The organism is Terrabacter sp. Root85 (assembly GCF_001429185.1).
Lineage (GTDB): Bacteria > Actinomycetota > Actinomycetes > Actinomycetales > Dermatophilaceae > Terrabacter.
In genome coordinates this window covers 803,888-825,784 of sequence record NZ_LMIW01000008.1, presented here as the reverse complement: position 1 = coordinate 825,784, position 21,897 = coordinate 803,888, and the positions used below count along the sequence as shown (strand labels likewise).

The following is a 21,897-nucleotide window of genomic DNA, read 5'->3' as shown; positions in this document are numbered from 1 at the left end:
CGACCGGCTGACTGTCCGACCGGCTCAGCGTCGGGTCGCGGCCACCCAGCGTTCGACGAGGCCGGTCGCGGCTCCGCTGTCGATGGCCTCGGCCGCACGGTCCATCCCGGCACGCACGTCACGGTCGAAGTCGCCCTCCGACGCCCCCGTGTCCGGACGCGTCAGCGCGAGCGCGATCCCGGCGTTGAGGAGCACGGCGTCCCGGACGGCTCCCGTCACGCCGGCGAACACGTCACGGACCACGCCGGCGTTGTGCGCCGCGTCGCCGCCGCGCAGCTCCTCGATCGGGTGCAGCTCGACGCCGAGGCGAGTGGGGTCGAGCGAGCGTTCGGTGATGGAGCCCTCGCGGACCCACCACACGTGCGTCGTCGTCGAGACGGTGACCTCGTCGAGACCGTCGTCGCCGCGGAACACCGCGGCGTCCTTGCCACGGTGCGCGAAGACGCCGGCCAGCAACGGGGCCATGCGGGCGTCCGCGCAGCCCACGGCGGCATACGTCGGCTGGGCCGGGTTGGTCAGTGGACCGAGGAAGTTGAACGCCGTCCCGATGCCGAGGTCGCGGCGCGGCACCGCGGTGTGACGGAACGAGGGGTGGAAGGTCTGCGCGAAGCAGAAGGTGATGCCGGCCTCCGACGCCACCTCGACGACACGCTCGGGAGGCAGGGACAGGTCGACGCCGAGGGCCTCGAGCACGTCCGCCGAGCCGGACGACGACGAGGCGGCCCGGTTGCCGTGCTTGACGAGACGCACGCCGGCAGCCGCGGCCACCATCGCGGACATCGTCGAGATGTTGACCGTGTGGGCCCGGTCGCCGCCGGTGCCGACGATGTCGAGGCTCGGCCCCGGCACCTCGATCCGCCGCGCGTGGGCGAGCATCTGCTCGGCCAGGCCCCGCATCTCCTCGATGCTCTCGCCCTTGGCGCGCAGGCCGATGAGGAAGCCCGCGACCTGAGAGGGCGTGGCCTCCCCGCTCATGATCTGCCCCATGGCCCACTCGGCCGTCGGCCGATCGAGGTCACGACCGGCGATGAGGTCGGTCAGCAGTGCAGGCCAGGTCGTCGCGTCGGGCGCCATGCGTCAGGCCGTGGGCACGCCCGAACGCGCGAGCGTGGCGATGGCCGACGTCAGCGCGATCGGGTCGAGCGGGTGCGGGACCGCCAGGTCGGCCTGGGACCAGGCGGCGAGCCAGCTGTCCTGCGGACGGCCCGTGAGCACGACGATCGGGGGACAGTCGAAGATCTCGTTCTTGAGCTGCTTGGCCAGGCCCAGGCCGCCGACCTTGGCGGCCTCGCCGTCGAGGACGAGGATGTCGAAGCGCTCGGACTCGACCGAGCTGATCACGGCGTCGGCCGTCGCGCACTCGTGCCAGCGGACCACCTCGACGTCCCTGGCGGGGCGACGGCCGACCGCCGCGCGCACCGCGTCACGGGTCGTGATGTCGTCGCTGTAGAGCAGGACGCTGACCCGCGCCACCGGCCGCTGCGCGCCGGTCGTCGTCGCGATGTCGGTGGACGTGCCCTGCGCTGCGCTGTCGTTCGAGGCGGTCATGCGACCGATGCTACCGGGCGGGTCGCGACCGACCGCACCGACCTCCCCACCCGCGAGACGACGCCTCAGACCGACGTGGGAGGGTGGTCCCGGACGGCCCACGACACGGCTGTTCAGGGTTCATGTCGGAATGGTCACGAATCCTCTACACCCGCGCGAGAAAGGGCCCCGAAGCGGGGGGTCCCTCGCACAGCCGGACAGGAATGTGGGAATAATGTCCAACGTGGCGACAGCATCGGCAGTTCCTTCAAGCGCAGTAGCGAATCCGGCCCATCACGGGCCGGCGACCCGCCCCAACATGGTTGCCGTCGGCACCATCGTGTGGCTCTCCAGCGAACTCATGTTCTTCGCGGGTCTCTTCGCGGTCTACTTCCAGCTCAGGTCGGTCCGCGGTGACCTCTGGGCGGTGCAGACCGAGAAGCTCAACCTGCCCTTCGCGAGCGTCAACTGCCTCGTGCTCGTCATCTCCTCCGTGTGGTGCCAGCTCGGCGTCTGGAAGGCCGAGCGCGGCCAGAAGGCCCGCACCGGCAAGCTCCTCGACATCAAGGGCTGGGGCATGCGCGAGTGGTACGTCCTGACGTACCTCTTCGGCGCCTTCTTCATCGCCGGCCAGGTCATGGAGTACTCCGAGCTCGTCCACGAGAACGTCACGCTGAGCTCCGACGCCTACGGCTCGGTCTTCTACATGGCGACCGGCTTCCACGGTCTGCACGTGACGGGCGGCCTCATCGCCTTCCTGCTCATCATCGCCCGCACCTTCACGACGCGGCGCTACACGCACGCCAACGCCACGGGCGCCGTCGTGACGTCGTACTACTGGCACTTCGTCGACGTCGTGTGGATCGCGCTCTTCGCGACCATCTACATCCTGCGCTGACCCCCGGCATGATCGCGCAGCTGCACCCGACCCCCACCTCCATGGACGACAGGAACCCACAGTGAACGCCTTGGCCGCCCGACGCCGACACCCCGCCGCGATCGCGGTGCTGCTGCTGCTCGGCCTCCTCGTGACCGGTGGCGCCTACTCCTTCCTCGCCCCCAAGGACGCCAACGCGGCGGCTCCCACGGCGGCCGCCGACGACGTCGCCCACGGCAAGGACCTCTTCATCGCCAACTGCGCCACCTGCCACGGCGTCGGTGCCCAGGGCACGAAGTCCGGCCCGTCGCTCGTCGGCGTGGGCGCCGCCTCGGTCGACTTCCAGGTCGGCACCGGACGTATGCCGCTCGCCGGCCCGAACGTCCAGGCGCCCCAGAACAAGGTGAAGTTCGACGACGCCCAGATCTCCGCCCTCGCGGCCTACGTCGCCTCGCTCGGCCCCGGCCCGGCGATCCCGGAGGAGAAGTACACGACGGTCATCGAGCCCGGCACGCCGGAGAACAACAAGGCCATCGCCGAGGGTGGCCAGATCTTCCGCGTCAACTGCGCGATGTGCCACAACTTCGCCGGTGCGGGCGGCGCCCTGACCCGCGGCAAGTACGCCCCGGCGCTCGAGGGCACCACGCCGAAGCACATCTACGAGGCGATGGTGACCGGGCCGCAGTCGATGCCGGTCTTCAACGACATGAACCTCACGCCCGAGGCGAAGCAGAAGGTCATCTCCTACCTCAAGGCGCAGGAGAACGAGACGAACGTCGGCGGCCTCACGCTGGGCAACCTCGGCCCGGTGTCCGAGGGGCTCTTCGCGTGGGTGTTCGCGCTCGGCATCCTCATCGGCTGCGCCGTCTGGCTCGGCAAGAAGGCAGCATGAGCCCGCGCTGCATCGCCTCGATCACGAACGACGACAGGACCACGACCCGATGAACGAGAACGACACCACGGACCACGGGACCAGCACGTCCCTCGTCCCGGCGTCCGACGCCGGAACCGAGCGACTCCCGGCGTCGCTGATCAGGGGGGTGGACCAGTTCGAGAACCCCGGTCTGCCGGCACACGTGCACCGCGCCGCCGACGACGACCCCGCGGCGGCCAAGCGCGCCGAGCGCCAGGTCGCGACGATGTTCGGTCTGTCGATGCTCGCCACGCTCGTCTTCTTGGTCAGCTACTTCGCCATCCCCGACGAGGCGACCTTCTTCTTCCCCGGTATCGGGATCGCCAAGACCCAGAACGTCGTGCTCGGCCTGTCGCTCGGCTTCGCCATCTTCCTCATCGGCATCGGCGCCGTGCACTGGGCCAAGACGCTGATGTCCGACGAGGAGATCGTCGAGGAGCGCCACGAGCAGGCCTCGACGACCGAGCAGCGCGCCAAGGCCGTCGCCGTCGTCAACGAGGGCGTCGCGTCGACGCAGCTCAACCGCCGCCCGCTCCTGAAGTACTCCCTCGGTGGGGCGCTCGGCCTCTTCGCCCTCCCCCTCGGCCTGCAGGTCGCCGGTTCGCTCGGCCCGACCAACGTCGAGGAGCTCAAGCACACCATCTGGGACCCGAAGGACAACGGCGGCAAGCCGATCCGGCTCATGCGTGACCCGGAGATGACGCCGATCCGCTTCGACGAGGTCACGTCCGGCTCGGTCTTCCACGTGATGCCCGAGACACTCCAGAAGTACATCGACGAGGGCAAGCACGTCCTCGAGGCCAAGGCCAAGGCGGCGGTCATCCTGATCCGCCTCGACCCCGACCTGATCAAGGTGCAGAAGGCCAAGGACTGGGGCGTCGACGGCGTCGTCGCCTACTCCAAGATCTGCACCCACGTGGGCTGCGCGGTCGGCCTGTACGAGCAGCAGACGCACCACCTGCTCTGCCCGTGCCACCAGTCGACCTTCGACCTCACCGAGGACTGCGCCGTCATCTTCGGCCCGGCCAAGCGGCCGCTGCCGCAACTCAAGATCACCGTCGACGACGCGGGCTACCTCGTCGCCCCCGCAGGCTTCGCAGAGCCCGTGGGACCGAGCTTCTGGGAGCGTGCGCGATGAGCACCATCAACGAGACTCGTCCCGCGGACGCACTCCGCGCCGGCGACCGCCAGGCCGACGAGCGCGCGTCCGCCACCAAGCCGCTCGGCGGCATCGCCGGCTGGATGGACGACCGCCTCGGCGGTGCGAAGGGTGTCTCCTTCCTCGCCAAGAAGGTCTTCCCCGACCACTGGTCGTTCATGCTCGGCGAGATCGCGATGTACTCGATGATCGTCTGTCTGCTGACCGGTGCGTTCCTCACCTTCTGGTTCGTGCCCAGCGCCAGCCAGGTCGTCTACGACGGCTCCTACGTCCCGCTCCAGGGCGTGACGATGTCGGACGCCTACCGTTCGACGCTCGGGATCTCCTTCGACATCCGCGGCGGTCTGCTCATCCGTCAGATCCACCACTGGGCCGCCCTGATCTTCGTCGTGTCGGTCTTCGTCCACATGGCGCGCGTCTTCTTCACCGGCGCCTTCCGCAAGCCGCGTGAGATCAACTGGGTCTTCGGCACCATCCTGTCGCTGCTGGCGTGCATCGAGGGCTTCGCGGGCTACTCGCTCCCCGACGACCTGCTCTCGGGCACCGGCATCCGCGCCATGAACGGCTTCATCCAGTCGGCGCCGGTCATCGGCTCCTACCTGTCGTACTTCATCTTCGGAGGCGCGTTCCCCGGCGAGGCGATCATCCCGCGCCTCTACTCGGCGCACGTGCTGCTCATCCCGGCCATCCTCGTGGGCCTCTTCACGGCGCACATCCTGCTCGTCTTCCTGCACAAGCACACGCAGTTCCCCGGACCGGGCCGCACCAACAAGAACGTCGTCGGCTACCCGCTCCTGCCGGTGTACATCGCCAAGGCCGGTGGCTTCTTCTTCATCGTCTTCGGCGTCATCGCCCTCATCTCGGCGGTCGTGACGATCAACCCGATCTGGGCCTACGGTCCGTACGACCCCTCCCCCATCACCGCGGGCTCCCAGCCCGACTGGTACATGGGCTTCGCCGACGGTGCGCTGCGACTGCTGCCCGGCTTCCTCGAGTTCGAGACGTTCGGCTTCACGTGGAGCATGAACATCTTCCCGGGCTCGCTCATCCTGCTGCCGCTCATGTGGACCATCATCGGCGTCTACCCCTTCGTCGAGTCGTGGGTGACCGGTGACAAGCGCGAGCACCACCTGCTCGACCGCCCGCGCAACGCGCCGACGCGCACCGCCATCGGCATCGCCGGCATCTCGATGTACGTCGTGCTCTTCCTCGCTGCCGGCAACGACCTCATGGCGATCAAGCTGCACCTGTCGATCAACGACATCACGCAGACGCTGCGCGTGCTCTTCTTCGTCGCGCCGCCGGTCGCCTTCTGGATCACCAAGCGCATCTGCCTCAGCCTGCAGCGCGCCGACCGCCAGAAGGTCCTCCACGGTCGTGAGACGGGCACGATCTGGCGGCACGCCGACGGTCGCTTCGAGGAGATCCACGCTCCGCTCACCCCCGACGAGCGCTGGGCCCTGGTCCAGCACGAGTCCCACGAGCCGCTCGAGCTCACGGCGGGCAAGGACGCCAACGGCGTCGACAGCCCCATCGCCGGCAAGGAGCGCCTGCGGGCGAAGTTCTCGAACTTCTACTTCCGCGACCGCGTCGCCCCGGCCACCCCGTCCGAGCTCGAGGCGGCCCACCACGAGCACGAGGACCACGCGGCTGCGCCCGACGGCGGGCACGAGGCCATCGAGCCCGCAGGGGCCGGCCAGGAGCGCGAGACGATCAAGGCCGACAAGCAGCACGGCTGACGCCTGGTCGCCTCTGGCGACACCGACACGAGAGGGACCTCCCGGTGCGGGAGGTCCCTCTCGGCGTCCGGCGACGCATCGTGACCCGAGATGTCGGTTATGAGAACTTTCTGAGATGTCGTCGAGAGCATCTGGGCGCACGGCCGTACCCCCGTCCCCCCAACGACAGGCAGGTTCCATGCTCGACACGATCTTCGGCCTCCCCGTCCATCCCCTCATCGTCCACGCGACGACCGTCGTCGTTCCGGCCGCCGCCGTCACGGTGCTGCTCTCCGCCGTGTGGCCGCGCTTCCGTCGGTGGGCCGCCTGGATGCCGCTCGCGCTGTCCGTCCTCGCGGTGGTGCTCACTCCCCTGTCGACCGAGTCGGGTGAGTCCCTCGAACGACACGTGGAGCACAGCGACCTCATCGAGACGCACTCACAGCTCGCCGAGGGGTTGCTTCCGTGGGTCATCGGACTCGCCGTCGCGGCGGCCCTGCTCTTCGTCGTGGCCCGCCGGGAGCGTCGGGCCGTGTCCACCGTCGCGCCGAGCGCCTCGGCCGCAGACCCGACCGACGAGACGCCCGCCCGCACCTCGCTCGTGCCGCGCTGGCTCCTCGTCGCCGGCGCGGTCGTCGGCCTCGTGGCGGCCCTCGGGACGACCGTGCAGGTCGTGCGCATCGGCCACAGCGGCGCGCAGGCCGCCTGGTCCGACTCCGTGTCCCAGACCCCGGCGCCGGTCGGCGGCGACGACGGCAACTGAGGACGCAGCCGTGCTCCGCGCAGCAGCGGGCCACGGCCACCCCTCGGGGCCGTTCGGCCCGCGTGACAGACTCGGCCCATGCACCTGTCCGAGGCCGAGTTCGAGGAGGCGGTCGGGGACGCCCTCGACTCGATCCCCGAGGAGCTCGCCCGCGCGATGGACAACGTCGTGGTCCTCGTCGAGCAGGAGCCCCCGCCCGATGACCCCGAGCTGCTCGGCGTCTACGACGGGACCCCGCTGACCGAGCGGGACGGCTGGTGGGACGCTGGCTCGCTCCCTGACCGCATCACGATCTTCCAGGGCCCCCTGGAGCGGATGTGCGACACCGCCGCCACGCTGCGCGAGGAGATCGCCATCACCGTCGTGCACGAGGTGGCCCACCACTTCGGCATCGACGACGACCATCTCCACGAGCTGGGCTGGGGCTGAGCTCCGCACCGGGCCACAGCGGGCCACAGCGGGCCACAGTTGGGCCACAGCGCGGCCACCTGCGGCGTCGCGCCGCGCGACGTCTCGCACGCGGGACAGTTTTGTCCGGTCCACCCCGAGCGCCCCTTGTCGTCGCAGCCTGCCGGGGATACCGTCGAGGAACCGTTCAACCGATCGGATGGAGGTGCGTCAGATGTTCTCTCCCACACGATCGCACTGCGAGCCGCTCGGGCCGTGAAGGTCAGGGTCGGATCGAAGGGGAAGGCCACGGCCTTCCCCTTCGCGCTGTCCGGGCCCGGAGGCCCCGTCGTCAGGGTCGGGCGACGACGTCATCTCCGCAGCACGTCGTACGTCCGGCGTGGAGGCTCGTCGACCCGACGAGCTCCGGCCGACCACGACGAAGGGCCCCGGTCGGCGACCGGGGCCCTTGCGACGTCAGGCTCGAGATCAGATGGAGTACTCGCCCGAGAAGGACTCGAAGACCCACAGGCACACCGCGACGACCGCGAAGACGGCGCCGATGATGAAGAGCCACCAGCCGATCGCGAGGCCGGCGAACATGATGGCGCCGGAGCCGGCGAGCCACAGGGGCGTCCAGGAGCTGGCGACGAAGTAGCCGTAGTTGCCCTCGGCGTCCTCGATCTCACCGGCGGCGTTGTCCTCGGGGCGCAGCGGCAGCTTCTTGCCGGTCATCCAGAGGTAGAAGCCGGTGAGCGCGAACAGCAGTGCGGTGAGGATCAGCGCCGTGACGCCGATCGGCTCCTCCCACTTGGACCAGAAGCCGTACATGAGCACGACGGGGACGAAGAAGACGAACAGGTAGAGGAAGAGCTTGGTCTCGACGCGCATCGGGATCAGTCCTCACGCTTCTGGGTGCTGGCGGTGGCCTTCTCGGAGCCGGCCACGTCGGCCGGGCCCATGACCTGGACGAGGGTGCCCTGGTCGGCGACGGGCGCGACACCCGTTGCGGACTCGGGGTGGTGCAGGTCGAACGCGGGGCGCTCGGACCGGATGCGAGGCAGCGACGTGAAGTTGTGGCGGGGCGGCGGGCACGAGGTGGCCCACTCGAGCGACGCGCCGTAGCCCCACGGGTCGTCGGACTCGACGAGCGGCGCCGTGCGCCACGTCTTCCAGACGTTGTAGACGAACGGGATCATCGAGGCACCGAGCAGGAACGCGCCCAGGCTCGAGACGATGTTCGCGAGCTGGAAGCCCTCTTCCGGCAGGTAGTCGGCGTAGCGACGGGCCATGCCCTCGACACCGAGCCAGTGCTGGATGAGGAACGTCATGTGGAAGCCGATGAAGAGCATCCAGAAGTGGATCTTGCCGAGCGTCTCGTCGAGCATCCGACCGGTGAGCTTGGGCCACCAGAAGTAGTAGCCGGCGAACATCGCGAACACCACCGTGCCGAAGACGGTGTAGTGGAAGTGCGCGACGACGAAGTAGCTGTCGGACAGGTGGAAGTCGAGCGCCGGGCTGGACAGGATGATGCCGGTCAGACCGCCGAAGAGGAACGTGACGAGGAAGCCCATCGCCCACAGCATCGGCGTGGCCATGACGACCTTGCCGCCCCACATGGTGCCGATCCAGTTGAAGAACTTCACGCCGGTCGGCACGGCGATCAGCATCGTCATGACCGCGAAGAACGGAAGGAGCACCTGTCCGGTGACGTACATGTGGTGCGCCCAGACGCTCGCCGACAGGGCCGCGATGGCGATCGTGGCGAAGACGAGGGTCTTGTAGCCGAAGATCGGCTTGCGCGAGAAGACCGGCAGGACCTCGCTGATGATGCCGAAGAACGGCAGCGCGATGATGTAGACCTCCGGGTGCCCGAAGAACCAGAACAGGTGCTGCCAGAGCATGGCCCCACCGTTCTCGGCGTCGAAGATGTGCATCCCGAAGCGCCGGTCACCGCCGAGGGCGAAGAGGGCAGCCGCGAGGATCGGGAACACGAGGATCGCGAGCAGCGAGGTGATGAGCACGGTCCACGTGAAGATCGGCATGCGGAACATCGTCATGCCGGGCGCGCGGAGGCAGATGATCGTCGTGATGAAGTTGACGGCACCGAGGATCGTGCCGAAACCAGCGAGCGCGAGACCGAAGACCCACAGGTCACCGCCGACACCGGGCGAGTAGCTGACGTCGGACAACGGCGCGTAGGCGAACCAGCCGAACGCGGCAGCACCCTGGGGCGTCAGGAAGCCGATGGACGCGATGAGGCCACCGAAGAGGTAGAGCCAGTACGCGAACATGTTGAGGCGCGGGAACGCGACGTCGGGCGCACCGATCTGCAGCGGCATGACGGCGTTGGCGAAGCCGGCGAAGAGCGGCGTGGCGAAGAGCAGCAGCATGATCGTGCCGTGCATCGTGAAGAGCTGGTTGTACTGCTCGGGGTTGTCCACGATCTGCAGGCCGGGGGCCATGAGCTCGGCGCGGATGAGCAGAGCCATGAGGCCGCCGAGCAGGAAGAAGATGAACGACGTGATGAAGTAGAGGTTGCCGATGACCTTGTGGTCGGTCGTCGTCACCCACTTGACGAAGGTCTGGCCCTTGGCCAGGCGCGGGCGGGCCGCGGCCGTCATGCTCGGGGCCTGCGCCTCGCGGTTGTACGTTGCGGAGGTCATCAGTTGCTCCCAGTGCGAGCCGGTGCGGGGATCTTGTCGATGTCGGCCTGGACCATCTTCTCGCGGCTCACGTCGACCGGGATGAGGCCCTCCTGGCCGATGGCCTTGAGGTGGGCCATCTCCTGGTCGTACTCGGCCTGCGGGACGACCTTGACCATGAAGAGCATCTGCGAGTGGTAGGCGCCACAGAGCTCGGCGCACTTGCCCTGGAACGTGCCGACCTGCGTGGGCGTCAGCTGGAACTTGTTCGTCTTGCCCGGGAGCATGTCCATCTTCATCATGAACGCCGGCACCCAGAAGCTGTGGATGACGTCGCGGGCGTTGAGGACGAACTCGACGCGCTTGTTGACCGGCAGGTAGAGCACGGGCATCTGCGCGCGCTTGCCCTCGGTGCCGTCGAGCTCGGTGTGGACTCCGGTCTCGTGGACGTTGGAGTCGACGTAGTTGAAGTCCCAGCTCCACTGCTTCGCGACGACGCTGACCGTGAGGTCCTTCTTCGTGCTCGTGTCGACGAGCCTGGCCTCGTCACGCGCGGTGTAGTAGAAGAAGACGGCCACCATGAAGACGGGGATGACCGTGTAGAGCATCTCCATCGGCACGTTGTAGCGCAGCTGGACGGGAAGCGTCTCGTCGCCCTTGCGCTTGCGGAAGCGGATGGCGGCGTAGAGCATCAGGCCCCACGTGAGGGCCCCCACCAGGAGGACGGCGATCCAACTGCCGATCCACAGGTCGGTGACCCGCTGGCCGCTGTCGGAGACCACCGGGGGCAGGTATCCGTTGGACACCTGTCCCTGGCAACCGCTGAGGGCCAGTGCGGCGAGGCCGGCGATCCCGGCGAGGCGCAGCCCGGTGCGTCGCCGCCCGGTGCGTCGCCGCCCGGTCTCCCCCACCACCGTCGTCACCACCGGCGTTGCCGCTGGGGTGTCTTCGTGCTCAGGCACCAGGTGCACCTTTCGTTCCGTACGTGGGCGCGCAGGGCGCGCGTCGAACGTGTTCACGTCAAACCGTCTGGGCACCAAGGCCCACGGCGCAACCCTACCGTCCCTCTTGTCACGCTGTCCGCAGGGGGCGGCTAACGTTGCGGAGTGGTCAGTCACGATCCGGGCACGAACGTTGGACCCCGTCCGTCCGCCCCTTCCGGAGGCTCCCAGCGGGTGTCCGGCGGGCTCCCCGACGACCGTCAGCACGACCGCGAGCCGGCACCGGTGGCGACGCCCCGGTCGAGCCGGTCACCGGGCGTGCGGCGGCTGCTCGACGCCTCGTCCGGCCCGCTCCACCCCGTCGCACGCGACACCCTGCAGGCCGCGATCGAGGTCGGCTGGGCCGACCCCGCCCGCCTGCACGCCGAGGGGCGCCGGGCCCGGGCCCTGCTCGACCGCTCCCGCGAGATCGTCGCCGCCGGTCTGGGGGTGCGACCCACCGAGGTGAGCTTCCTGCCCAGCGGGCCGACCGCGCTGGCCCGGGCCGTCGACGGGGTGGCGTATGCCGCCCGCCGGCGTGGGGGGCGCACCGTGGCCTCCGCGGTGGAGCACTCCGCCGTCCTCGTCCCGGGACGGGCGCGGGCGGCCGCGGCCGACGACGCGTCCCTGTTCGCGGAGGTCGAGGTCGACCCCCTGGGGCGGCTCGACCTCGACGCGTGGCGGAGCGCCCTCGCGGTCCCCGGCACCGTCGTGGCGGCGTTGCAGAGCGCGAACGGCGAGGTGGGCACGCGCCAGCCTCTCGGGGCGGCCCGTGATGCCGCCGCGGCCCACGGCACACCCCTCGTGGTCGACGCCACGGCGTCCCTCGGACGCGACGACGTGTCTGCGGACTGGGACGTCCTCGTCGGTGACGCACGGTCGTGGGGCGGACCACCGCTCGGTGTGCTCGTCGTCCGCGAGGGCGTGCGCTGGCACTGGTCCGAGGCCCGCGCCGACGTCGAGCACGGCCGTGCGGACGTCACGCCGTGGGTGCCGCTGGCCCTCGCCGCGGCCGAGGCGTGGCAGCAGACGACGGCCACCCGTGCCGCGGACACACAGGTGACGCGCGCGCTCGTCGACGACATCCGCCGCGCCGCCTCCGCGGTGCCCGACACCGAGGTCGTCGGGGACCCGGACGACCGGCTCCCCCACGTCGTCACCTTCTCCAGCCTCTACGTCGACGGGGAGGCCGTCGTCGGGGCCTTCGACGCCGCCGGCTTCGCGGTGGCGAGCGGGTCGGCCTGCACGTCGAGCACGCTGGAGCCGAGCCACGTGCTCGCGGCGATGGGGGTCCTGACCCACGGCAACGTGCGCGTCACCCTGCCTTTGCCCGCGGTCTCCCCCGCCCTCGCCGACGACGTCAGCGTCTTCACGGCCGCCCTCGCTCCGACCGTCCGCGCCGTGCGCGACCAGCTCGGGGTCGGTGACCTGTGACCGACGACCCGAGCGTCGTCGACGCGCGCGGCGAACGCTGCCCCCTGCCCGTCATCCGCCTCGCCCGCCTCGTCCGCGACCGGCCGGACCTCGCGACCGTCACGGTCCTGGCGACCGACCCGGCCGCCGCCCACGACGTCCCGGCCTGGTGCCGGATGCGGGGCCACCGCTTCGTCGAGGCGCGTGCGGAGGGCGACCACACGGCATACCTCGTCGAGGTGGTCAGGCCCAGCGGGCCGGGAGCGGCGCGTTGAGCACGGTCGGCAGGATCGCGAGGTACTCGTCGCGCGGGACCTCGCGCACGCCGAGCGTGGCCAGGTGCGGCGTCTGCCACTGGACGTCGACGAGGCGGCGGGGGTCCCCGTCGGCGATGAGCAGGTCGCGCAGACCGACGAGGGCGACCTTCGAGGCGTCACGCTCGTGGTGGAACATCGACTCGCCCGCGAAGAGTCCGCCGATGGCGACGCCGTAGAGGCCGCCGACGAGCTCGCCGTCCTGCCACGTCTCGACCGAGTGGGCCCACCCGGCGTCGTGGAGCTCGACGTAGGCGTCGACGATCTCGGGGGTGATCCAGCGACCGTCCCGGTCCGGCGCCGCGCAGGCCTCGACGACCCCGCGGAAGTCGGAGTCGACGCGCACCTCGAACCGGGCCACGGCCTTGCGCAGCGACCGGCTGACGCGCAGCTCGCGCGGCCGCAGGATGCCGCGGGGGTCCGGTGACCACCACCCGATCGGCTCGGCGCCGTGGTCGCCGATCCCCATGGGGAACACGCCGACGGAGTAGGCCTCGAAGAGCGTCGCGACGTCGAGGTCGGCGCCGATGCCGATGAGGTCCTCGCCCGCGGGGACGCGGTCGAGCGCGAAGTCCCAGGGGGTGGACGGCGGCGGCGTGGGCACTGACGGGCTCCGGCTCTCGTGGGGGTGGGCTGCTCAGCGGCTCGCGATGACCGTCAGCGCCGGGCCGGCGGCGTCATGGCCGTGGACAGGTGATGTGGGGCGCGATCTCGTCGGCGGACTCGGCGCCGTACGCCCCGGCGAGCCGCTCGAGGAAGCGCTCCTTGCCCAGGGCGTACTCCTGGGTGCCGACCGTCTCGATGACGTAGGTGGCGAGCATCGAGCCGAGCTCGGCGCAGCGCCGGACCGGCAGACCCGCCGCGAGACCGGTGAGGTAGCCGGCCCGGAAGGCGTCGCCGACGCCGGTCGGGTCGGCCTTGCGCACCTCGCGGGCGATCCCCACCTCGACGGGCTCCTCGCCGCGCACGCGGACGGTGACGCCGTCCTTGCCGCGGGTCTTGACCTGCACCCGGACGCGGTCGGCGAGCTCGTCCTCGCTCCAACCGGTCTTCTGGCAGGCGAGGTGGCTCTCGTACTCGTTGGTGAAGAGGTACTCGGCCCCGTCGATGAGGCGTGCGATGGTCGGCCCGTCGCAGAACGCGAGCTGCTGCGAGGGGTCGGCCGCGAACGGGATGCCGCGCGAGCGGCACTCGTCCGAATGGCGCAGCATCGCCTCCGGGTCGTTGGCGCCCACGACGACGAGGTCGAGGCCGCCGACCCGCTGGGCGACCGGCGCGAGCTCGATGTCGCGCGCCTCGGTCATGGCCCCCGCGTAGAACGTCGCGATCTGGGCCATGTCGCGGTCGGTCGTGCAGATGAAGCGCGCCGTGTGCTGGGACTCGGAGTAGTGCACCGCGCCGCAGTCGACGCCGTGGCGCTCGAGCCAGCTGCGGTAGTCGGTGAAGTCCTCGCCGACCGCGCCGACGAGCAGCGGACGCTGACCGAGGTTGGCCATGCCGAACGCGATGTTCGCGGCGACCCCGCCCCGGCGGACCTGCAGGTCCGAGGTGAGGAACGACAGGGAGATCTTGTCGAGCTGCTCGACGACGAGCGAGTCGGCGAAGAGTCCGTCGAAGGTCATGAGGTGGTCGGTGGCGATGGAACCGGTGATGGCGATCTGCACAGCACGAACCTACCCGGGATCGCTGCCCCACCGACGCCGGCCCGACGCCGGCCCGGTGACGGCCCGGTGACGGCCCGACGCCGGCCCGGTGACGGCTCGACACCGGCCCGATGACGCCCGCCGACGGCGAAGGGCCCGACCGTGACGGTCGGGCCCTTCGGACGTGCGGTGCGGCGTGCGCCGTGGCGCGGGCGGCTCAGCTGAAGGAGTCGCCGCAGGCGCAGCTGCTGCCCGCGTTGGGGTTGTCGATGGTGAAGCCCTGCTTCTCGATGGTGTCGGCGAAGTCGATCGTGGCGCCCTCGAGGTAGGGGGAGCTCATGCGGTCGACGACGACCTCGACACCGTCGAAGTCGCGGACGAGGTCACCGTCGAGGCTGCGCTCGTCGAAGTAGAGCTGGTAGATCAGGCCCGAGCATCCGCCGGGCTGGACACCGACGCGCAGGCGGAGGTCGTCACGACCCTCCTGCTCGAGCAGGCTCTTGACCTTCGTGGCCGCGACGTCCGTCAGGACGACACCGTGGGCGGGAGCCTCGGTCTGAACCTCGGCGGGAGATGCGTTCGTCTCGACACTCATGTGTTGGTCCTTCACGTCGTGGAGCATGGGTCGGAAGAGAGAACCCATGCCGCGCCGGATGTGTTCCCGACGTCTCCAAGGATACGTCGCCCCCCACCCGAATCGTGCATCCTCCCCCCGTCCGGCGGCTCAGGATGTGGACGGCGACCAGGTGCGCGCGACGCGTGCCGTGCGGTCGGCGAGGCGTGCGGCGGGCTCGGCGATGGCGGCGGCGACCTGGTCGGGACGCTCCGCCACGGCATACACCCCGGAGAGGCCGGCCGTCATGGCCTCACGGCGGCCGACGAGCGACTGACCGGGGACGGCGATGACCGGCACACCGACGCGTGCGGCCGCCTCGGCGACGCCGACGACGACCTTCCCGCGCAGCGACTGCCAGTCGAAGCTGCCCTCGCCCGTGACGACGAGGTCGGCGGAGGCCACGAGGTCGGCGAACCCGACGGCGTCGAGCACCGCCTCGACCCCGGACACGCGGCGCGCACCGAGCAGGTGCAGGGCGTAGCCGAGCCCACCGGCTGCTCCGGCTCCGGGTTCGCGCTCCGGCTTGAGCAGGGTGCCGGTCAGCAGGTCCCTGGCCGGCGGCCGAACCCGGGCCACGACGCTCGCGAAGTGGCCCAGCGCGTTCTCGAGCCGTTGGGCGTCCTCCTCGGATGCGCCCTTCTGGGGGCCGAAGACCGCGCTCGCCCCCTTGAGGCCGAGCAGCGGCGAGTCGACGTCGCTGGCGATGACGAGGTCGACGCCCCGCAGCCGGTCCCGCGCGGCGTCCAGGCCGGCGACGTCGTCGGGCGTCGCGGCGGCGAGCGCCAGCCCGCCGTGCCCGAGGCGGGCGGAGGGCCCGACCCCGAGGGCGCCGAGCAGGCCGGCCCCCGCGTCGTTGGTGCCCGACCCGCCGAGCCCGATGACGATGCGCCGGGCGCCGGCGTCGAGGGCCGCGAGCACGAGCGTGCCGACCCCCGAGGTCGACGTCACCGTGGGGTCGCGCTCGTCCGGGGCGAGCAGGTGCAGACCGGCCGCCTGCGCCGACTCCACGTAGGCCGTCCGGCCGCCCGCGCCCGTCGTCAGCAGGATGGTGCCGGGCACCTCACGGCCGAGCGGGTCGGTGGTCACGACGGCGTGGACCTCCCCCGCGAGCGTCTCGGCGAGGACGTCGACGAAGCCGGGTCCGCCGTCGGAGAGCGGCACGAGCGTGACACGGTCGCCCGGCGCCGTCCGTCCCCAGCCCTCGGCCATCGCGGCCGCGGCCTGGGACGCGGTGAGCGTGCCGGTGTAGCAGTCGGGAGCGAAGATGACGTGCACGTCGGGCATCCTCCCATCCGACTGCGTCGCGCCGCGTCCCACCCGCGGCCGAGGTGATCGCGGCACGACCGTGGGCGGCGCGACCACCTCGAACCGCAGTGGATGTCGGCGCGAGGGGCGGGAGTCAACGGTGCGGCAGGAAGAGGCCGGCGTCGCCGAACTCGTGCCAGGCATAGCGGCACGCCACCGCCTCGTCGTACGCCTGCTGGGCCAGGTCGGCCCCCGCGACCGACTCGACGAGGAGCAGGTGCGAGGCGTCCGGGTTGTGCCAGCCGGTGACGAGCCCGTCGACGACGCGGGCCGGACGGTCCGGCGAGATGACGACCTCGGTCCAGCCCGCCGCCGCGCGCACCCGGCCGTCCGGACCGGTCGCCGACTCGATGGCCCGCGTCGCCGTCGTGCCGACGGCGACGACCCGGCGCCCGCGCTCGCGCACGAGGTTGACGAGGGCTGCCGTCTCCCCCGACACGGCGAACCGTTCGGGCTGCGGCGCCTCACCGGCCTCCTGTGACGACAGGCCCGTGTGCAGCGTCACGGGGGCGACGAGGACGCCCGACGACACGAGCCCGGTCACGAGGTCGGCGGTGAACGGTCTGGCGGCGCTCGCCATCTCGGCGCTGCCCGGCAGCCGGGCGAAGACCGTCTGGTAGTCCTCGAGCGGGAACCTCGAACGGAGGTAGCCGTAGGCGACGGGCCGGCCGTGCGTCGCGAGGTGCTCCGCGAGGGTGCAGTCGTCGAGCTGCGTCGCCCGCCACAGCCGGTTGCCGTGTCCCGTCGGGGACGAGTCGGGCCTCGGGTAGGGCGCCTCGAGGCGCAGCCGGGGGCCGCCCGCCGCGAGGTCGACGACGTCGCCCTCGAGCGCGTCGAGCACCGGGTGTCCCGCGTCGGGGGCGGTGCGCAGCTCCACGACCCAGGTGCAGTCGTCGAGCTCGGAGGCCACGTGGACGACGACGGCGCCGCGTCCGGCCACCCGACCGTCGATCTCGCCCGCCACGGTCGCCGAGTTGTTGACGAGGAGCAGGTCGCCGGGCGACAGGTGGTCGCCGATGGCGGCAAAGGTCGTGTGCTCGACGCGCACGGTTCCCGAGGAGGGCTCCGAGGCGACGAGCAGGCGGACGCCGTCCCGGTCGAGACCTCTCCGCTCGGGCGGCGCGTCGGCCGTGAGGTCGTCGGTGGCGCGGAAGACGGTGTGCGGGACGTGCGCGAGGGCCGCGGTCACGAGGCCATCCCCGACGTCGCCGCGAGCAGCTCGGCAGCCCGGTACCGACCGCTGGCAGGTCGCGACGCGAGCAGCGCCAGGATCCCGGGCACGGCGACCTCCTCCGGCAGCGGCCGGTCGCTGATGTCCTCCCGGGGGAACGCCGCCTGGTGCATCGCGGTACGCATGTCACCGGGGTCGAGGGCGTAGGCGCGGATCGAGGGCACCTCCGCCCCGAGGGTCAGCGTCAGATGGTCGAGCGCGGCCTTGCTGGCGCCGTAGGCGCCCCACGTCTCGTAGTGCTCGACGCCGGCGTCGGACGAGATCGCGAGGACCGTCCCTCCGGCGGCCTCGAGCGACGGCAGCAGCGAGCAGGTCAGGGCGTGCGGCGCGACGACGTTGACGGCGAGCACGGCCGCGAGGTCGTCCGTCGTCAGGTCGCGCAGCGGACGCAGCGGGAGCGGGCCGAGGGTGCTCGCGTTGTGGACGAGCAGGTCGAGGCCGCCCGGACCGGCCGGGCCGGTGACGACGTGGGCGACGTCGTCGCGGTGGACGGCGTCGCTGACGTCGCCGGCGAGGCCGACGACGTCGCGACCGTGGTCGCGCAGGCCGGAGACGGTCTCGGCGAGACGATCGGCGTCGCGGGCGGTGACGACGAGGTCCCAGCCCCGGACGGCGAGGGCCTCGGCGAGGGCCCGGCCGAGCCCCTGGGTGGCACCGGTGACGAGTGCGGTGGGCATCATGACTCCTGTGTGGTCGTGGGTCGATGGCCACAGCGTCAGACATCAAGTTCACTTGAGGTCAAGTGCCCGAGCGCTGGCAGCGCTCGGGGCGGCCTACGATCTGCACATGACGACCGACACGGCATCGGCCCCGGCTCCCGCTCCGCTCCCCCTCCTCGTGCTCGGGCAGGGCACCGACCTGCACACCGAGCGCGGCGTCGAGTGCCCGGGCGACCTTCCGGCGGCGTCCGACCCCGACCTCGTCGAGCGGGCGCGCGCGGCCAAGGCCGCGCTCGGGGACCGCGTCTTCGTCCTCGGGCACCACTACCAGCGCGACGAGGTCATCGAGTTCGCCGACGTCACCGGTGACTCGTTCAAGCTCGCCCGCGAAGCCGCCGCCCGGCCGGACGCGCCCTACATCGTCTTCTGCGGCGTGCACTTCATGGCCGAGTCCGCCGACATCCTCACGAGCGACGAGCAGACCGTGATCCTGCCCGACCTCGCCGCCGGCTGCTCGATGGCCGACATGGCCGCGATCGCCCAGGTCGAGGACTGCTGGGAGCAGCTGACCGCGGCCGGCGTCGCCGAGCAGACGATCCCGGTCACCTACATGAACTCCGCCGCCGCGATCAAGGCCTTCACCGGGCGCCACGGCGGCACGATCTGCACGAGCTCCAACGCCCGCACCGCCCTCGACTGGGCCTTCGAGCAGGTCGGTGGCGTCGGGCTGGACGGGACCGGCACCGGCAAGGTGCTCTTCCTGCCCGACCAGCACCTCGGCCGCAACACGGCCGTGCGCGAGCTCGGCCTGTCGCTCGACGACTGCGTCGTCTGGGACCCGCACCGCCCGAACGGCGGCCTGACCCGGGAGCAGCTCGAGAACGCCCGGATGATCCTCTGGCGTGGGCACTGCTCCGTGCACGGCCGTTTCTCCGTCGACGCCGTCGAGGCCGCCCGCCGCGAGATCCCCGGCGTCAAGGTCATCGTCCACCCCGAGTGCCAGTACGAGGTCGTCGAGCGGGCGGACGAGGTCGGCTCGACGGAGAAGATCATCCAGACGATCGCCGCCGCCCCGGCCGGCACGTCGTGGGTCGTCGGCACCGAGCTCAACCTCGTGCGCCGCCTCGCCCAGCAGTTCCCCGAGCAGCGGATCGCCTTCCTGGAGAAGAACGTCTGCTACTGCTCGACGATGAACCGCATCGACCTCCCGCACCTCGTGTGGGCGCTCGAGTCCCTCGTCGAGGGCCGGGTCGTCAACCCGATCCGCGTCGACCCGACCGTGGCCGCCGAGGCGCGAGCCGCGCTCGACCGGATGCTCGCCCTGCCCGGCACCACCCACAAGGACTGACGCCCGGTGGCGGCCACCGCAGGCGACCTCCACCGGGTCGCCGTCGTCTCCGACGTGCACGGGAACGTCACGGCGTACGAAGCCGTGCTCGCCGACATCGCGCACCGCGGCATCGAGTACGTCGTCAACCTCGGCGACCTCATCGGCAAGGGCCCGCGTGGGTCGGAGTGCATCCGGATGACGCGGGAGCGCGCCATCCCGACCGTCCGGGGCAACTGGGACACCTTCATCGCGCGCGACACCGTGCAGCCGTGGGAGCACGGCCAGTGGGTGCGCGACACGCTGTCAGAGGACGAGCGGCATTGGCTCGCAACGCTGCCCAACGTCCACGAGATCGTGCTGAGCGGCCAGCCGATCCGCTTCTTCCACGCCTCGCCGGTGAGCGAGTTCCACCGCGTCTTCGCCCCGACGACCGAGGAGGAGCACCGGGCCTTCGTCGCGCAGACCGCGTTCACTGGCGACGGGCCGGTGCCGACCATCGTCGGCTACGGCGACATCCACGGCGCCTACCTCGCCGTCGACTACGGCATCACCGTCTTCAACGCCGGGTCGGTCGGCAACGCCCTCGACGGTCCCGGCGCCCCTTACGTCGTCCTCGAGGGCGCGCTGCCCCGCGCGGACCTCGACGAGCCCGCGGGCCACGTCGGCATCACCTTCGTCCGGGTGCCCTACGACGTCGAGGCCGAGGTCGCGGTGGCCGAGGAGCTCGGGATGCCGGGCGCGGACGCGTACGCCCTCGAGCTGCGCGAGCAGCGCTACCGCGGCTCGGCGGTCCCTGCCACCTGAGCCGCCGGCCGGCCCTGGCCCGCCGTTCCGGTGTGGATGGTCCTACCGATGGTGCTGCGTCTGGTGGGGTGATCGCCCCACCAGACGCAGCACCATCGCGCGGGTCATCGGCTGACCCGTCCACCGATGGCGTATGCCGTCCGCCTCAGCGGGTGGGCCGCAGCGCTCCCAGCCGGGCGAGGAAGACCGCCTCGGCCACGCAGACCTTCTCGAACTCGCCGAGGTGCAGCGACTCGTTCGCGCCGTGGGCGCGCGTGTCGGGGTCCTCGACGCCCGTGACGATGATCGACGCGTCGGGGAAGCGGGCCGAGAAGTCGGAGATGAACGGGATCGAGCCACCGACCCCCATGTCGACGGGCTCGGTGCCCCAGGCGTCGGCGAACGACGCACGCGCCTCGTCGTAGACGGGTCCGTTCGCGTCGGCGGCGAAGCCCGAGCCGTGCTCCTCGAGCTCGACCGTGAGCCTGGCCCCCCAGGGAGCGTTGGCCTCGAGGTGCTCACGCACGCGGTCAAAGGCCACGAGGGGGTCCTGGGTCGGGGCGAGGCGGACGGAGATCTTGGCAGCGGCCTTGGCGGACAGGGTGTTCGACGCCTTGTCGATGGACGTCGCGTCGATACCGATCGTCGTGATCGAGGGCTTGTTCCAGAGCCGGCTGAGGATCGAGCCGGACCCGATGAGCGACACGTCGTCGAGCAGGCCCGACTCCGCGCGGAAGCGCTGCTCGTCATAGTCGATGTCGGCGGCCTCGCCCGCGTCGAGACCGGCCACGGCCACGTTGCCGTCGGCGTCGTGGAGCGAGGCGAGGAGGCGCACGAGGGCGGTGGTGGCGTCGGGTGCCGCGCCGCCGAACATGCCCGAGTGCACGGAGTGGTCGAGCGTCTGGACGCGGACGACGACGCGGATGCCGCCGCGCAGGGTCGTGGTGAGGGCGGGCGTGCCGATGTCCCAGTTGCCGGAGTCGGCGATGACGATGGCGTCGGCAGCGAGGCGGTCGCCGTGCTTCTCGAGGATCGTGCCGAGCGACGGCGAGCCGGACTCCTCCTCCCCCTCGACGAAGACCGTGACGCCGACCGGCAAATTGCCGGCGTGCGCGCGCAGTGCCGCGACGTGGGCCATGACGCCGGCCTTGTCGTCGGCCGCGCCGCGGCCGTAGAGGCGCCCGTCGCGCTCGACGGGCTCGAACGGCGAGCTGTCCCAGTCGGCGTCGTCGCCGGGGGGCTGCACGTCGTGGTGCGCGTAGAGCGTCACGGTCGGGGCGCCAGCGGGACCGTCGAGGTGCCCGATGACCGCCGGGCGGCCGCCCTCGACGACGACCTCGACGTCGAGGCCCTCGCGGCGGAGCAGCTCGGCGACGGCCTCGGCGCTGTGCGCCACCTGGCTCTGGTCGAAGGAGGAGGCCGAGACGCTCGGGATGCGCACGAGCTCCTCGAGGTCGGCCCGCACCTGCGGCATGAGCTCGGCCACGCGGTCGCGGATCTGCTGGATCTGGTCGGGGGTGAGGGCGTCGTCAGTCACGAGCCGACCCTACCCACGCCACGGGCGGGCCCACGAGGCAGGCGAGGACCGTGTCAGCCGCTCCCGGGGACGCCCGCGTCGGCAGGTGTCGTCCCCT

General features: G+C 71.3%; 22 protein-coding genes. 10 read left to right on the top strand and 12 right to left on the bottom strand.

The genetic code is table 11. The features are described 5' to 3' along the window. Positions 1-24 precede the first annotated feature (24 nt). Together trpD and ASE25_RS10320 are read right to left on the bottom strand one after the other, a co-directional pair. A complete protein-coding gene (trpD, locus tag ASE25_RS10325) occupies positions 25-1,074 on the bottom strand; it encodes an anthranilate phosphoribosyltransferase (protein WP_056825178.1) in 1,050 nt (349 codons plus the stop codon). A 3-nt stretch (positions 1,075-1,077) separates the two neighbouring features. Then, complete coding sequence (locus ASE25_RS10320) at positions 1,078-1,548, bottom strand: response regulator transcription factor (protein WP_056781286.1); 471 nt, start codon at positions 1,546-1,548, stop codon at positions 1,078-1,080. Between the two features lie 214 nt (positions 1,549-1,762). On the opposite strand from ASE25_RS10320, the gene ASE25_RS10315 reads away from it, so the two are divergent. The 6 genes from ASE25_RS10315 to ASE25_RS10290 all read left to right on the top strand — a co-directional run bounded on the left by ASE25_RS10315 (position 1,763) and on the right by ASE25_RS10290 (position 7,386). After that, positions 1,763-2,425, top strand: a complete 663-nt coding sequence (locus ASE25_RS10315; protein ID WP_081633962.1) for a heme-copper oxidase subunit III — start codon at positions 1,763-1,765, stop codon at positions 2,423-2,425. 61 nt (positions 2,426-2,486) lie between these two features. After that, positions 2,487-3,296 (top strand): c-type cytochrome, encoded by an 810-nt coding sequence (locus ASE25_RS10310; RefSeq protein WP_056781121.1) that lies wholly within the window; start codon positions 2,487-2,489, stop codon positions 3,294-3,296. A 49-nt stretch (positions 3,297-3,345) separates the two neighbouring features. Then, positions 3,346-4,455: a ubiquinol-cytochrome c reductase iron-sulfur subunit gene (locus ASE25_RS10305; RefSeq protein WP_056781123.1), complete on the top strand. Its 1,110-nt coding sequence runs from the start codon at positions 3,346-3,348 to the stop codon at positions 4,453-4,455. Further along, the gene (locus tag ASE25_RS10300) at positions 4,452-6,215 is read left to right on the top strand and encodes a ubiquinol-cytochrome c reductase cytochrome b subunit (protein ID WP_056781126.1); all 1,764 of its coding nucleotides are present in this window, start codon (positions 4,452-4,454) and stop codon (positions 6,213-6,215) included. The genes ASE25_RS10305 and ASE25_RS10300 overlap by 4 nt, the downstream gene beginning before the upstream one ends. Before the next feature lie 178 nt (positions 6,216-6,393). Next, positions 6,394-6,957, top strand: a complete 564-nt coding sequence (locus ASE25_RS10295; RefSeq protein WP_056825176.1) for a DUF2231 domain-containing protein — start codon at positions 6,394-6,396, stop codon at positions 6,955-6,957. A 78-nt stretch (positions 6,958-7,035) separates the two neighbouring features. Beyond that, positions 7,036-7,386 (top strand): metallopeptidase family protein, encoded by a 351-nt coding sequence (locus tag ASE25_RS10290; protein WP_056781133.1) that lies wholly within the window; start codon positions 7,036-7,038, stop codon positions 7,384-7,386. A gap of 447 nt (positions 7,387-7,833) precedes the next feature. Here ASE25_RS10290 and ASE25_RS10285 read toward each other — a convergent pair whose 3' ends face one another. Genes ASE25_RS10285 through coxB form a run of 3 tightly spaced genes read right to left on the bottom strand, consistent with a single transcriptional unit; the run spans position 7,834 to position 10,915 of the window. Then, positions 7,834-8,235, bottom strand: coding sequence for a cytochrome c oxidase subunit 4 (locus tag ASE25_RS10285; protein WP_056781137.1), 402 nt, complete (start codon positions 8,233-8,235; stop codon positions 7,834-7,836). Between the two features lie 5 nt (positions 8,236-8,240). Then, positions 8,241-10,010, bottom strand: a complete 1,770-nt coding sequence (gene ctaD / locus ASE25_RS10280; RefSeq protein ID WP_200959053.1) for a cytochrome c oxidase subunit I — start codon at positions 10,008-10,010, stop codon at positions 8,241-8,243. Beyond that, positions 10,010-10,915, bottom strand: a complete 906-nt coding sequence (gene coxB / locus ASE25_RS10275; protein ID WP_056781141.1) for a cytochrome c oxidase subunit II — start codon at positions 10,913-10,915, stop codon at positions 10,010-10,012. Before coxB ends, ctaD begins: the two co-directional genes overlap by 1 nt. 249 nt (positions 10,916-11,164) lie before the next feature. On the opposite strand from coxB, the gene ASE25_RS10270 reads away from it, so the two are divergent. Beyond that, positions 11,165-12,403 (top strand): cysteine desulfurase family protein, encoded by a 1,239-nt coding sequence (locus ASE25_RS10270; protein ID WP_082620083.1) that lies wholly within the window; start codon positions 11,165-11,167, stop codon positions 12,401-12,403. Further along, on the top strand, positions 12,400-12,657 hold the full coding sequence (locus ASE25_RS10265) for a sulfurtransferase TusA family protein (RefSeq protein WP_056781144.1): 258 nt from the start codon (positions 12,400-12,402) through the stop codon (positions 12,655-12,657). The genes ASE25_RS10270 and ASE25_RS10265 overlap by 4 nt, the downstream gene beginning before the upstream one ends. Here ASE25_RS10265 and aat read toward each other — a convergent pair. From aat to ASE25_RS10235, 6 genes are all read right to left on the bottom strand, one after another. Then, entirely contained in the window at positions 12,626-13,300 is a 675-nt protein-coding gene (gene aat, locus ASE25_RS10260) for a leucyl/phenylalanyl-tRNA--protein transferase (RefSeq protein ID WP_056781146.1), read from the bottom strand. The genes ASE25_RS10265 and aat overlap by 32 nt on opposite strands. A 73-nt stretch (positions 13,301-13,373) precedes the next feature. Continuing rightward, a complete protein-coding gene (locus tag ASE25_RS10255; protein WP_056781149.1) occupies positions 13,374-14,360 on the bottom strand; it encodes a carbohydrate kinase family protein in 987 nt (328 codons plus the stop codon). Positions 14,361-14,556: 196 nt separating this feature from the next. Then, entirely contained in the window at positions 14,557-14,934 is a 378-nt protein-coding gene (gene erpA / locus ASE25_RS10250; RefSeq protein WP_020145450.1) for an iron-sulfur cluster insertion protein ErpA, read from the bottom strand. Positions 14,935-15,063: 129 nt separating this feature from the next. After that, complete coding sequence (locus tag ASE25_RS10245) at positions 15,064-16,230, bottom strand: glycerate kinase (RefSeq protein WP_056781296.1); 1,167 nt, start codon at positions 16,228-16,230, stop codon at positions 15,064-15,066. A 124-nt stretch (positions 16,231-16,354) separates the two neighbouring features. Further along, positions 16,355-17,449 carry an S-adenosylmethionine:tRNA ribosyltransferase-isomerase gene (locus ASE25_RS10240; protein WP_056825174.1) on the bottom strand — a complete coding sequence of 365 codons (1,095 nt, stop codon included), beginning with the start codon at positions 17,447-17,449 and terminating at the stop codon, positions 16,355-16,357. After that, positions 17,446-18,168 (bottom strand): SDR family oxidoreductase, encoded by a 723-nt coding sequence (locus ASE25_RS10235; RefSeq protein WP_056825731.1) that lies wholly within the window; start codon positions 18,166-18,168, stop codon positions 17,446-17,448. Before ASE25_RS10235 ends, ASE25_RS10240 begins: the two co-directional genes overlap by 4 nt. Positions 18,169-18,277: 109 nt before the next feature. Here ASE25_RS10235 and nadA point away from each other — a divergent pair, with 109 nt between their 5' ends. Continuing rightward, a complete protein-coding gene (nadA, locus tag ASE25_RS10230) occupies positions 18,278-19,498 on the top strand; it encodes a quinolinate synthase NadA (protein ID WP_056825173.1) in 1,221 nt (406 codons plus the stop codon). Between the two features lie 6 nt (positions 19,499-19,504). Then, the gene (locus tag ASE25_RS10225; RefSeq protein WP_056825171.1) at positions 19,505-20,284 is read left to right on the top strand and encodes a metallophosphoesterase; all 780 of its coding nucleotides are present in this window, start codon (positions 19,505-19,507) and stop codon (positions 20,282-20,284) included. Positions 20,285-20,429: 145 nt separating this feature from the next. Here ASE25_RS10225 and ASE25_RS10220 read toward each other — a convergent pair whose 3' ends face one another. Beyond that, a complete protein-coding gene (locus ASE25_RS10220) occupies positions 20,430-21,800 on the bottom strand; it encodes a dipeptidase (protein ID WP_056825168.1) in 1,371 nt (456 codons plus the stop codon). Positions 21,801-21,897 lie beyond the last annotated feature (97 nt).